At 49.9% G+C, this 11,449-nt stretch carries 16 protein-coding genes; all 16 read left to right on the top strand.

Translation table 11 applies throughout. From position 1 onward, the window contains the following. Window positions 1-167: 167 nt before the first annotated feature. Entirely contained in the window at window positions 168-482 is a 315-nt protein-coding gene (locus tag H8A87_RS07710) for a hypothetical protein (protein WP_198689396.1), read from the top strand. Window positions 483-748: 266 nt separating this feature from the next. Continuing rightward, entirely contained in the window at window positions 749-925 is a 177-nt protein-coding gene (locus H8A87_RS07705) for a phage holin family protein (RefSeq protein ID WP_408646878.1), read from the top strand. After that, complete coding sequence (locus H8A87_RS07700; RefSeq protein ID WP_198689394.1) at window positions 909-1,445, top strand: lysozyme; 537 nt, start codon at window positions 909-911, stop codon at window positions 1,443-1,445. Before H8A87_RS07705 ends, H8A87_RS07700 begins: the two co-directional genes overlap by 17 nt. 99 nt (window positions 1,446-1,544) lie before the next feature. Continuing rightward, on the top strand, window positions 1,545-2,015 hold the full coding sequence (locus H8A87_RS07695; RefSeq protein ID WP_198689393.1) for a lysis protein: 471 nt from the start codon (window positions 1,545-1,547) through the stop codon (window positions 2,013-2,015). Then, window positions 1,993-2,238: an Acb2/Tad1 domain-containing protein gene (locus H8A87_RS07690; protein ID WP_232370132.1), complete on the top strand. Its 246-nt coding sequence runs from the start codon at window positions 1,993-1,995 to the stop codon at window positions 2,236-2,238. The genes H8A87_RS07695 and H8A87_RS07690 overlap by 23 nt, the downstream gene beginning before the upstream one ends. Before the next feature lie 188 nt (window positions 2,239-2,426). After that, on the top strand, window positions 2,427-2,675 hold the full coding sequence (locus tag H8A87_RS07685) for a hypothetical protein (protein WP_198689392.1): 249 nt from the start codon (window positions 2,427-2,429) through the stop codon (window positions 2,673-2,675). A 206-nt stretch (window positions 2,676-2,881) separates the two neighbouring features. Continuing rightward, entirely contained in the window at window positions 2,882-3,451 is a 570-nt protein-coding gene (locus tag H8A87_RS07680) for a terminase small subunit (protein ID WP_198689391.1), read from the top strand. A 2-nt stretch (window positions 3,452-3,453) separates the two neighbouring features. After that, on the top strand, window positions 3,454-5,073 hold the full coding sequence (locus H8A87_RS07675) for a TerL protein (RefSeq protein WP_198689390.1): 1,620 nt from the start codon (window positions 3,454-3,456) through the stop codon (window positions 5,071-5,073). After that, the gene (locus tag H8A87_RS07670) at window positions 5,073-6,743 is read left to right on the top strand and encodes a DUF1073 domain-containing protein (RefSeq protein WP_198689389.1); all 1,671 of its coding nucleotides are present in this window, start codon (window positions 5,073-5,075) and stop codon (window positions 6,741-6,743) included. The genes H8A87_RS07675 and H8A87_RS07670 overlap by 1 nt, the downstream gene beginning before the upstream one ends. Window positions 6,744-6,759: 16 nt before the next feature. Then, window positions 6,760-7,353: a phage head morphogenesis protein gene (locus H8A87_RS07665; protein ID WP_332460346.1), complete on the top strand. Its 594-nt coding sequence runs from the start codon at window positions 6,760-6,762 to the stop codon at window positions 7,351-7,353. A gap of 142 nt (window positions 7,354-7,495) precedes the next feature. Next, window positions 7,496-8,704 carry a DUF2213 domain-containing protein gene (locus H8A87_RS07660; protein WP_198689388.1) on the top strand — a complete coding sequence of 403 codons (1,209 nt, stop codon included), beginning with the start codon at window positions 7,496-7,498 and terminating at the stop codon, window positions 8,702-8,704. Window positions 8,705-8,708: 4 nt separating this feature from the next. After that, the gene (locus tag H8A87_RS07655) at window positions 8,709-9,203 is read left to right on the top strand and encodes a structural cement protein Gp24 (protein ID WP_198689387.1); all 495 of its coding nucleotides are present in this window, start codon (window positions 8,709-8,711) and stop codon (window positions 9,201-9,203) included. Between the two features lie 9 nt (window positions 9,204-9,212). Further along, entirely contained in the window at window positions 9,213-10,151 is a 939-nt protein-coding gene (locus H8A87_RS07650) for a DUF2184 domain-containing protein (protein WP_198689386.1), read from the top strand. Further along, entirely contained in the window at window positions 10,152-10,520 is a 369-nt protein-coding gene (locus H8A87_RS07645) for an STY1053 family phage-associated protein (RefSeq protein ID WP_198689385.1), read from the top strand. Beyond that, window positions 10,501-10,911, top strand: a complete 411-nt coding sequence (locus tag H8A87_RS07640) for a DUF4054 domain-containing protein (protein WP_198689384.1) — start codon at window positions 10,501-10,503, stop codon at window positions 10,909-10,911. The genes H8A87_RS07645 and H8A87_RS07640 overlap by 20 nt, the downstream gene beginning before the upstream one ends. Continuing rightward, window positions 10,908-11,447, top strand: coding sequence for a hypothetical protein (locus H8A87_RS07635; protein ID WP_198689383.1), 540 nt, complete (start codon window positions 10,908-10,910; stop codon window positions 11,445-11,447). The genes H8A87_RS07640 and H8A87_RS07635 overlap by 4 nt, the downstream gene beginning before the upstream one ends. Window positions 11,448-11,449 lie beyond the last annotated feature (2 nt).

Here is an 11,449-nt window from a genome sequence, read left to right as displayed (position 1 = left end):
ACATTACTATATTGCGCCTACAGTGCGAGGGCGCTAAATGGCTATTATGTTAAATAGGGTCTGATTTTCACCAATTATCTATGCCATTGGCTGACCGCTCACAAACGTTAATATCTCGCTAACACGGGCTGCACTTCGGTGTGGCCTTTTCATTTCTGGGGGAACACATGTCTGCACCAGTCACAGAATCCTTAGTTTTCCGCCCTGCTTCTGAACAACCCACGCCCGATATGAACGGTCAAGCAGTGCTGGTTTATAACACCTGCGATGGTTGGCACATTGGTTATATCCGATTTTACGATGGGGAATACGCGGGTATTTATTCGTGGATGGGTGATGAGTTTGAGCCACGGTACTTCTATGTTGCATGGGCGCTGTTACCCGATGGCTTTAAAATTGAGGATATATTTGAAGACCAGAAAGCCACACCGGAAGAGCATGATCGCCACTGGGCGGCACGAGAGAAGCCGAACGGGAAATAAGATTTATTGCTAGCAGCAAACTTTGAGCTGACAACTCAACTCCTGCAAAAAAATGCAGTAGTTCAAAATCCCGCAAGAGTCAGGATATTTTGATGAATATTCCAAGCCGGCGCTCCGGCGTGGCCTTTTCTATATTTACAATCTAACTATTTGAATTAATTCCGATATCGGAATTCCGGTATCGGTATCTCCCACTAACTATTAACTCACAGGGGCGACTATTTCACCCCACGGACGCCCATTGCTCAATGGGGTGGAATATGCGCATGGACAAATACACAAGCCCCTCTGCATACGGTTGGGGCGCATTCACCGCTATGCTGGGCGCCCTGTCATTAAACGACTGGGCGATAGTTACCGGCATTATCTGCACGGTAGGCACATTCGCCGTGAACTGGTACTACAAACACCGGGAATTCAGCAGACATGAAAAAGACGAGTAAATTAACGGCTGCGGTCATTGGTCTGGTGCTATCCGGTGCGAGTGCCACAGCCATTCTCTCTCAGTTTCTGGATGAAAAAGAGGGTAATCGGCTGTCAGCCTATCGCGATGCAGGCGGTATCTGGACTATTTGCCGTGGTGTAACCCGGATAGATGGCGCTCCCGTTCGTCAGGGGATGAGATTGACAACAGCACAATGTGATGCGCTAAACCAGATTGAGGCGCAGCGGGCGATTGACTGGGTAAAACGCAATGTACGGATGCCATTGACTGAACCCCAGATAGCGGGTATTGCCAGTTTCTGCCCGTACAACATTGGCCCCGGTAAATGTTTCTCATCCACGTTCTATCGGAAACTCAACGCAGGGGATAAAACAGGCGCCTGTGCTGAGATTAAACGCTGGATATTCGACGGTGGCAGAGATTGTAGGCAGACCAAAGGCCAAGCGAACGGCTGTTACGGTCAGGTTGAGCGACGTGCTCAGGAATCGGAACTGACATGCTGGGGGTTGGATGACTAGGCATTCACTGGCGGCAATGATGTTTCTGTGTGCATTTATTCTGGCAATCGGTAGCCGCGATGGTTGGGGTTGGTTTTTGTTCATAGGGGCGCTGTTGCTATGAAAAAACTGTTAGTCGTTTTGGTTACTGCCCTAGGTGTTGCCTCGTTTGCGGTTTATCACTATCGCTCTGGATACAACAAACAGTTGGGCATCAATGGCAACCAGAAAACCGAAATCCAGCAACTGACCGACCGCATTAACCACCAGAACACGCACATTGAAATGCTGCATGAACTGGATACCAAGCACACACAGGAACTCGCCAATGCCAAGACTGAAATTGACACTCTTCGGGCTGATGTTGCCGCTGGCCGTCGCAAGTTGCGCATCAAAGCCAACTGTCCCGTGTCTGAAACCGCTCCCTCCGGCAGCATGGGCGATGGAACCCCCGTCGAAATCACTGGAGAAACTGGATCAACTGTTCTCGATATCCGAGAAGGCATTATTAACGACCGAGCAAAACTGAGATATTTGCAGGGTTACATTAATACCGAATGTAGAGGCAATGATGGAAAATCAACACCGTAAAATCACCGGCTACCGTGAATTAACCCAAGATGAAATTGATTGCATGAACAGGATTAAGGCGCTTGGGGAGGAATTAGGCCAACTTTATGATTATCTTGCGGTCACGAATGCACAAACAGGTAATCACCAAATTGACATGCGTTGGCTGAACGAAGGTCGCACTGATCTGCAAAAGGGGATTATGTGCTGGGTTCGTGCTGTGGCTCAACCAACCACTTTTTAATTACCACCGCAGAGCAAATGATGCTGGGGTGGTGGGGTATGTATAGGAGCAGTGTCAGTAGCCCCTGACACTCTGGGGCTGCGGGTGTTTTGTGTGAGATGGGAAACAATGGTAAGAACTGTATTGGGGTTATGATAAAAAATAAAATGACATCCTTGTTAAATGGGAAGAATTGATGAGGAAATAACATGAAATATTTAATTGAGTCAATCAATTGTAGTGGTCGTTTTGAGGGTTATAATCCTGGGTATATTATTCAAGATAATTACGTAGAGGTGATGGTTAGTGTTTTCATGACTACAGATTCTAGAGGTGATGTGAAAGCTTTTTCATTTAAAGTCACTATACAAGAGGCCTATACTTTATCTCTCGATGAAATTAAAAATAAAGCCATAGAAGTGGCAAAAGAAAACTTCGAAAAAGTTATCAGCGCTTAAAAAACTCATACATCTAAATAACAATACTTCGCCATCGCCTCTTCGGACGTGATGGCTTTTTTATTCCTTTACCCATTCCCTTGAGTGGTTAAAGCAATAACCCATGCCATCACCTCTTCGGACGTGGTGGCATTTTTATATCGGATTATCATCGCATAGCCTTCATAACTGCGGGCTATTCAATGTTAATGAGTAAGGAAAAGAAAATGACCAGAGCAAAAATGACCACAAAACAAAAAATGTTTTGCCGTGAATATCTGGTCGATTTGAATGCAACGCAGGCGGCGATCAGAGCGGGATACAGTCCACGTCGTGCCAGTGAACTGGGCTACCAGTTAATGCAAAAACCCTATGTTGTCGCGCTGATCGATGAGATGAAAGATGCGCGCAACAAACAACTGGGTATTGATGCTAACTATGTCCTGATGCGTCTCGTTGAAATTGACCAGATGGACGTTGCGGACATTTTGGAAGAAGACCTGAGCATCAAGCCGCTGTCTCAATGGCCGGAATCATGGCGACGATACTTAAGCGGGTTCAACCTAGCTGAAATGTTCGAAGGCCGGGGCGAAGAGCGCGATATGGTCGGCATTCTCAAAAAGATCAAATGGCCGGATAAAGTAAAAAATTTGGAGTTATTGGGCAAACATGTGTCTGTTCAGGCATTCCGTGAAAACGTGAAAGCCGAGCACTCAGGTGCAGACGGTGGCCCAATCGAGGTAGCTAACTTAACGGCAGAACAGGCGGCAAATGCCTACAAGAAAATGATGGGGTGACGATGCCTATACCATTTCCGTTTGATTTTCGCAACCCCGATTACAACGCAGTATTTGAGTGGCGAATGGAGCGGTTACAACGTATTCGCCAAAACCCATCTGTGTTACCCACGATGCGGACATTTTACCGTGATAACCCGGGGCAATTCATCATTGACTGGGGCATGACCGTCGACCCGCGTAATGTGGAACGGGGCTTACCCGCCCGTATCCCGTTTATTCTTTTCCCTCGTCAGGAAGAATGGATAGCGTGGTTTATGGAGTGCTGGCGCTTACAAGAACCGGGCATTACCGAAAAAACGAGGGATATGGGCATTAGCTGGCTGACCATTGCAACCGCCACCTCGATTTGTCTGTTCAATCGCGGTGTCGCCGCCGGATTCGGCTCCCGCAAAGAAGAATACGTGGACAAATTAGGCTCACCTAAGTCGCTGTTTGATAAGGCCCGTAATTTTATCAGCTTGTTGCCTGCTGAATTTCGAGGGACATGGGATGTACGTAAACATGCGCCTCACATGCGCATCTTGTTTCCTGATACTGAATCGGTGATAACCGGCGAGGCGGGCGACGGCATCGGGCGTGGTGACCGTGCCAGCTTTTACTTCGTGGATGAATCGGCGTTTCTTGAACGTCCTGAACTGGTGGATGCGTCCTTGTCTGCCACAACCAACTGTCGGCAGGACGTTTCGACGCCGAACGGCATGGCGAACTCTTTTGCCCAGCGCCGGCACAGTGGGCGTATTTCGGTTTTTACATTCCATTGGCGGGACGACCCGCGCAAAGATGATGCGTGGTATGCCAAACAGGTGGAAAAACTTGATCCTGTCACGCTGGCGCAGGAAGTCGATATTAACTATCAGGCGTCTGTAGAAGGGATCCTGATCCCGTCAGAGTGGGTTCAAGCGGCGATTGATGCCCATATTAAACTGGGCATCCAACCGACAGGCATCCGTCTGGGTGCGATGGATGTCGCCGACGAAGGCAAGGACAAAAACGCGTTCGCATATCGTTATGGGTTTTTGCTGGATGGAATCGAGGAATGGTCGGGTAAAGGCAGCGATATCTACGGCTCGGTTGAACGCGTCTTCGGATGGTGTAGTACACACAATTTAGGCTCGTTCAGGTTCGACAGTGACGGACTTGGGGCAGGTGTACGGGGCGATGCCCGTATTATCAATGACCAACGTAAAGCGCTGCGAATACCCTTAATTACCGCGACGCCATTCCGTGGCAGTGGCGCAGTGTTTGATCCTGAAGGTGAAGCGGTACCGGGCGATGCGTTCAGCGCAGCGCGACTGAACAAGGATTTTTTCGCTAACGCCAAGGCACAGGCGTGGTGGTCACTGCGTACCAGATTCCAGAAAACGTACCGTGCAGTTAAAGAGGGGCATGCGTACGACCCCGACGAGTTGATATCAATATCCAGCGAGATGCCACTAAAAGACAAATTAATAATCGAATTATCTCAGCCTACCTATTCAGTGAATGGTGTGGGGAAAATCATCGTGGATAAAAAACCTGACGGCACGAAATCGCCCAACCTGGCGGACTCAGTGATGATCCTGTACGCCCCGATGGATATCTCGATGGAAATCTGGGAATTATTAGGACGAGGTAGTTAATGGCGAAAAATCGCAAAACACAACCCACGGCCGACAGTTATGAAAACATGCTGGCCCGTGTCGGGATGAACACACCCAACCAGCATTCAGCGTCGACCTATCGCCCGAACTGGACGAGCCGCAACAGGATGTTAATCGAATATGCCTACCGATCGTCATGGATAGTCGGCGCGGCGGTGGATTCGGTGGCGGATGACATGACCCGTAAGGGGTTCAGGATCACTTCTGAAATAGAACCTAAATCGCGTGGCATATTGGAATCGCTGTTTGATGAGCTGGAATTGTGGGAAAACCTGAACAACATCATCAAATGGTCGCGGCTTTACGGTGGGGCAGTGGGGCTTATCCTGATAGAAGGGCAGGCCCCGTTTACTCCACTGCGGCCTGAGACCATAGGTCAAGGTAAATTTAAAGGGCTACTGCCGCTTGACCGCTGGCAGATAGAACCGGATTTAAACCGCCGTATCAAAGAGATCGGTAAGGATTTAGGTAAACCTGAATTCTACAACGTAACGAATACGGGTAGGGGTATCCCGGCATGGAAAATCCATCACAGCCGCCTGATACGGCTGGACGGGGTGACGTTGCCGTATCAACAAGCTCAGACTGAAAATGAGTGGGGCATGTCAGTGGTTGAACGCATCTATGATCGCCTAACGGCGTTCGACAGTGCAACAACCGGAGCGGCACAGTTGGTTTATAAGGCTCATTTGAGAACCTACAGCATTGACAAGTTGCGCGAAATTATTGCGAGGGGGGGCGCTAGTTTAGATGCGTTACTCAAACACATGGATATGATCCGACAGTTCCAGAGCAACGAAGGCATGACGCTGATGGATAAAACCGACGTGTTTGAAACCCATCAATATTCGTTTAGCGGTCTGGATAACGTGCTGGCACAGTTTGCCGAGCAGATATCGGGCGCGGTGGGTATTCCACTGGTACGGATGTTTGGTCAGTCCCCGAAAGGTTTTTCGACGGGAGACGCGGATCTTGCTAACTACTACGACAACATCAGCACCCAACAGGAGCGGCGATTACGTCAACCCATTCGGCGATTGCTGGATGTGATGCACCGTTCGGAGTTCGGGCAGCCATTGCCGGAGGATTTCACCTTCGAGTTCAACCCTTTATGGCAAATGTCTGATCTTGATCGCTCCACCATTGCCGTTAACACCGTCAATGCCCTAAACGGGGCACTGGATGGCGGCATGATGAACCTTAAAGCCGCCATGAACGATCTGCGTGAAATGGCCGATGTCACGGGTATTGGTGGTTCAATAGGGGATGAGGATATTAACAATGCGGAAGATGGCGCACCCCCTCAGATTGGCGAGCCAAGTAAGTTCCTTCAACCTGTGAATGCAGAACAACCCGGCAATGTTGACCTAAACGGTGCCCAAATATCCAGCATGGTAGAAATTGTCAGCTCAGTAGCTGCGGGGCTGTTACCCCGGGATACGGGCATTCAGATGTTGATATCGTCATATAACATGATACCACAGGAAGCTGAACAGATCATGGGGAGCGTAGGCAATGGCTTTACCGCGGAACAGGAAAAAAACACGTCCGACGACCCGTCAACCAGAGATCCAATACCAAACCAGTCTACGGGCGATAGCGCGAGCAGTCGGCGAAATAGTAAGCGGTTCTTACGATGGTTCCAATGATTCTGTTACGGAAATCATGGATGCGCTGGACAGTTACAGTGAGTTAATTACGCCGTGGGCGCAGCGGGTGGCGCAGCGGTTTGCTCTGGATGTAAATCGCCACAATGAAACAGAATGGCGGCAGCGCAGTCGGTTAATTAGCAAGGAGCTGCGCCAACTGGTGGACAATGCACCCGTTGGACAGGTTATGCGCTCCATCGTTGACGAACAAATCAAATACATCAAATCGTTACCATTGGAAGCTGCCGACCGGGTGTACGACATTCATAATCAGTCCATTGAATCGGTTGTGGCTGGTGGACGTCACGAGCCGTTCGCGCAGGAAATTGCCCAGACGGGTGACGTGGCAGAGTCTAGGGCAAAACTCATTGCCCGAACAGAACTAGGCAGAGCACAGACAGCACTGACACAGGCTCGGGCGCAGTCGGTCGGCTCTACAGGTTACATCTGGCGCACGGCGGACGAGGGTGATGTGCGGGACTCACATAAACACATGGAGGGGCAATTTGTCGAATGGGCAAAACCTCCGACGCTGGACGGCCTGACAGGTCATGCGGGCACGTTGCCTAATTGCCGTTGCTACTGTGAAGTGGTCATACCAGAGGATTAATAATGAGCGATTTTGAATTTTACAGTTGGGTAACCCCGATAATAGGCGGGATTTGGTTCATGTTACACGGCACCTGGATTGATTTTATATACGGCCTGTCGTGTTGGGGTATTTCTGCGGCGTGGATGTGGTGGAGGCTACGTTGAAATATTTCTTTACTACTCGGTTGGGTAACACCCGTTACCAACTGGCTGATGGCTCCCTATTGTGTAAAGACGTGCCCATTGCCAGAACAGGCACACAACTTTATGCCGATTTTGAGCTACCAACCCTTGAACCTGACGAAGATGGCGAAATTGTTGTAGAGCGTTCTCCCGAAGAAGTATTCAACGAAGCCACCCTAGCTTCATTCGAGGGCATGACCATCACGATACAACACCCCGAAGACCGTGACGGAAACATTATTTTTGTTGACCCGGATAACTGGCGGGATTTGGCTCACGGGCATGTTCAAAACGTCCGACGCGGAGAGGGGGAACAATCCGACCTGATGCTGGCGGATCTCATCATTAAAGATACCGACGCTATAACAGCAATAGACGAGGGCTTTGATGAGGTGTCTTGTGGCTACGATGCGGAATATCGGCAAATTGCCAACGGTAAAGCCGAACAGTATCAAATTACAGGTAATCATGTGGCGCTGGTTCAAGATGGCCGCGCCGGTTCACGTTGTTCAATTGGAGATAGTATGTCTACTAAAACGCAAACATGGTTTAAACGTCTGAAACAGGCGTTTAAAACCAAAGACTCGGCGGCAATGGAAGAGGTTCTCAACAGTGCTCCTGAGTCCATCACAGGGGACGAGGGTACGGGCGAGGTGCCTAAAGCCATTAATATCAATATTAGTCCCCAGCAACCCTTACCTAAAGAAGAGCCGGAAATGAAAACGGGTGATGAGCAAATCCCTGAGTGGGCAAACGCTATACTTGCCCGGTTGAACGCACTGGAAGGTAAGACAGGCGATAACGGCACAGATCCAAAGGCTGCGCCTAAGACGGGGGATGATGACGAAAAAGAGGAGAAAGAGGAAAAAATTACGGGGGACTCAGCGTATAAAGCGGATCTGATTGTACCGGGAATTGATTTGTCTACACCGGCTAAACTGACAGCGTTTAAACGTCAGGTATTGGTGAGTGCGGATCAAGCGATGGTACGAAATATTGTAGGCGATGCGGAAATCAAAAAACTGCCTAAAAAATTTGTTGATATGGCCTTTAACGCGGCGGCTGAATTGGCGAAAGGACGTAATACCCAAGCAACTGGCGATTCGTCTCGTAATAAATCCTCGGGCAATAACATTGCCGACCTGAACAAACAAAACGCCGAATTCTGGGCAAACAGGAGTAAATAACATCATGACAGTTTATTTAAAGCGGATGCCGCTGGGCATCGCTGGGGCCATCTCGCGCCTACAGGACACGACCGTCGAGCCAGTATTACTAAAATCGGCGAACCTGTTCCCTGCGTATGGGCTGGTCGGTAAATACGATGATGGGGGCTATTTTGTGCCATTGGCTGAAGGTGATACGGCAGACAGGATCCAGGGGATTTATGTCCGTCCCTATCCCACAACCAGTATGCCGGACAAGGCGTACATTATCGGCACAAACAACAACTACACGGGCGATAACCTGAAACGCGGGTACATGACAGTGAAATTGGATGGCGACGCATCCAGCATTAAAAAAGGTGCGCCAGTCTATGTGCGGACAGGTAAACCCAAAGAAACCAGCCCGTTGGGTAGCTTCCTGAATGTGGCAATAGATGGTGAAACCGCACTGCTACCGAATGCACAGTTTACTGGTGCGGGTGATGCTGACGGCAACGTTGAAATTTCTTACAAGATTTAAGGGAAAAGTATGCTTACATTTGATCAACGCACCATTGATAACAGCGGTACGTTTCTGGTGGGGGAGCTGGAGCGCTTAGACCAGACCCTTAATTTACCCTTGGTGCAGTACACCTTTAGCCGTGATATCCAGTTCCGTGAGGACGTGACCATTGCGGATGAGATGGCGACCTGGACAAACACGCAATTCGCCGCCGCTGGCTCAGCTAATCCGAACGGTAAAAACTGGATCAGCGGGAACGCTACAGCACTGGCTGGCGTCAGCGTGAACATTGAGCGCGACGGACACCCCTTGACGCTGTGGGGAATGGAACTGGGCTGGACGGTAGTCGAACTGGCTGCGGCACAGCAGGTTGGACGCCCAATCGACTCCCAAAAGCACGACGGTATGATGTTAAAATGGAACATGGACATCGACGAACAAGTTTACATGGGCGACGAGGGGTTAGGACTACAGGGGTTGCTGAACCAAAAACGTGTTAATCTCAGCAATGCCCGTAAACCTTGGGCGCAGTCTACACCGGATGAAATCAGGGAGAGTATTAACCAGATATTAACAGATGGATGGGCACGTTCCGGTTACACAATGGTGCCGACTGATCTGTTGATTCCGCCTGAGCAGTTTGCGTTACTGTCATCCATTATTGTGTCTTCGGCGGGTAACCAATCGCTGTTAACGTACCTGAAAACTAACACAATCGCCTACCACCAGAATGGAATTCCGTTGGATATCCGTGCGGTGAAATGGGCGAAAGAGATAGGTGTGGCGGGTAAAGATAGGGCTATTGCTTACACCAATGATAAAAAGTTCGTTCGCTTCCCTATGGTGCCAATGCAGAGCATCCCGATCCAGTATCGCAGCCTGTACCAAATGGTCACTTACTACGGCAAATTGGGCGCGGTTGAAGCGGTATACCGCGAAACGCTGAACTATATGGACGGTATCTAAATGAAAATCAGGGTACATACTGCATTTCGATTCACCCACGATAAGGGTGAACCAGAAATTTTTGATACAGGTGTTCACGATGTCTTCCCGGCGATCGCTCATCATTGGTTCGTACAGGCGCATGCGGAATTGCTGGATGCTGCGGAGGAGACGGTACAGGGGAATTATGATGCCGAACTGACTGAACTTCGCACATCCATAGCTGACCTGACTAAGCAATTGGCTGAACGCGACAAGCAGATAGCTGAAATGCAGCATCAATTGAAAGAGCGGGAAACCCAGATTGGGGAATTGCTGGTGCAGGGCAATCCTCCAACAGAGGAAAACCCGCCCACTAACGGGGGTAAAAATGGGGGCAACAAGAAATAGGCAGCTCCCCACCGTCGTCCAGTTTCGCACCGACTTTCCTCAGTTCTCTGATATACAAAAATTCCCCAATGCTCAAATACAGTTCCGGTTAAATCTGGCTGATAAACAGTTGGACGAAAATCGGCTGGGGGACATGTTTGTTTATCTGGTAGAGCTGATGGTCGCCCATTACATGGCACTGTGGGCGACAGACAGTCGGTCAATGGCAGTGGGCGGCACAGGGGGCGCTAATAGCGGTGTGGTGTCGTCCAAATCGGTGGATAAGGTCAGCGTCAGTTATAACACGGGCGCGACGCTGAACCCGAACGCCGGATTCTGGAACAACACACGCTACGGCTCTGAATTCTATGAACTGTTGATGATGTTCGGTGCAGGAGGTATCCAGTTATGAAAAGTGGGCTGACCATAAAGGCGGATAAAGCCCAGGCCATTTTAAATGCCTTGAAAACCATTGGTAACCGGGATGTGCTGGTCGGTGTTCCTTCAGAGAACAGCAGTCGTGACGATGTGCCGTTCGGTAATGCCGGCATCGGTTACATCAACGAGTTCGGTTCACCCGCACAGAACATCCCGGCACGTCCCCATCTCCGTCCCGGTGTTCGTTCCGTGGACGAACAAACCACTGAACAGTTGAAAATCGCGGCGGAGGCGGTGCTGGACGGTAAGCAGGATAAAGCCGAAAAAGCGCTGAACAAGGCGGGGATGCTGGCCGTGAATGGTGTCCAACGTTATATGACCACGAACGACTTCGAACCGTTGGCCGATCCAACCGTTGCCGCCCGTGCCAGACGAGGGCGCAAAGGGGCAAAAACTGAAATGGAAAACAGGCGGGCGGGCAGTGCTCCGGGTAACGCGAAACCGCTTATCGATACTGGCTCTTATCGCCGCTCTATCACCTATGTTGTTCGGGATAAATCGGAGAAATAACC

The sequence above is a fragment of the Xenorhabdus lircayensis genome (assembly GCF_016306625.1).
In the GTDB taxonomy this organism is placed as follows: domain Bacteria; phylum Pseudomonadota; class Gammaproteobacteria; order Enterobacterales; family Enterobacteriaceae; genus Xenorhabdus; species Xenorhabdus lircayensis.
This window is presented reverse-complemented; position numbering and strand designations above follow the sequence as displayed.

What these genes read in the sequence shown, in the direction of transcription:
- H8A87_RS07710 (WP_198689396.1), top strand. Translation starts at nt 168, where the DNA reads ATGTCTGCACCAGTCACAGAATCCTTAGTTTTCCGCCCTGCTTCTGAA.
- H8A87_RS07705 (WP_408646878.1), top strand. Translation starts at nt 749, where the DNA reads ATGGACAAATACACAAGCCCCTCTGCATACGGTTGGGGCGCATTCACC.
- H8A87_RS07700 (WP_198689394.1), top strand. Translation starts at nt 909, where the DNA reads ATGAAAAAGACGAGTAAATTAACGGCTGCGGTCATTGGTCTGGTGCTA.
- H8A87_RS07695 (WP_198689393.1), top strand. Translation starts at nt 1,545, where the DNA reads ATGAAAAAACTGTTAGTCGTTTTGGTTACTGCCCTAGGTGTTGCCTCG.
- H8A87_RS07690 (WP_232370132.1), top strand. Translation starts at nt 1,993, where the DNA reads ATGATGGAAAATCAACACCGTAAAATCACCGGCTACCGTGAATTAACC.
- H8A87_RS07685 (WP_198689392.1), top strand. Translation starts at nt 2,427, where the DNA reads ATGAAATATTTAATTGAGTCAATCAATTGTAGTGGTCGTTTTGAGGGT.
- H8A87_RS07680 (WP_198689391.1), top strand. Translation starts at nt 2,882, where the DNA reads ATGACCAGAGCAAAAATGACCACAAAACAAAAAATGTTTTGCCGTGAA.
- H8A87_RS07675 (WP_198689390.1), top strand. Translation starts at nt 3,454, where the DNA reads ATGCCTATACCATTTCCGTTTGATTTTCGCAACCCCGATTACAACGCA.
- H8A87_RS07670 (WP_198689389.1), top strand. Translation starts at nt 5,073, where the DNA reads ATGGCGAAAAATCGCAAAACACAACCCACGGCCGACAGTTATGAAAAC.
- H8A87_RS07665 (WP_332460346.1), top strand. Translation starts at nt 6,760, where the DNA reads ATGGATGCGCTGGACAGTTACAGTGAGTTAATTACGCCGTGGGCGCAG.
- H8A87_RS07655 (WP_198689387.1), top strand. Translation starts at nt 8,709, where the DNA reads ATGACAGTTTATTTAAAGCGGATGCCGCTGGGCATCGCTGGGGCCATC.
- H8A87_RS07650 (WP_198689386.1), top strand. Translation starts at nt 9,213, where the DNA reads ATGCTTACATTTGATCAACGCACCATTGATAACAGCGGTACGTTTCTG.
- H8A87_RS07645 (WP_198689385.1), top strand. Translation starts at nt 10,152, where the DNA reads ATGAAAATCAGGGTACATACTGCATTTCGATTCACCCACGATAAGGGT.
- H8A87_RS07640 (WP_198689384.1), top strand. Translation starts at nt 10,501, where the DNA reads ATGGGGGCAACAAGAAATAGGCAGCTCCCCACCGTCGTCCAGTTTCGC.
- H8A87_RS07635 (WP_198689383.1), top strand. Translation starts at nt 10,908, where the DNA reads ATGAAAAGTGGGCTGACCATAAAGGCGGATAAAGCCCAGGCCATTTTA.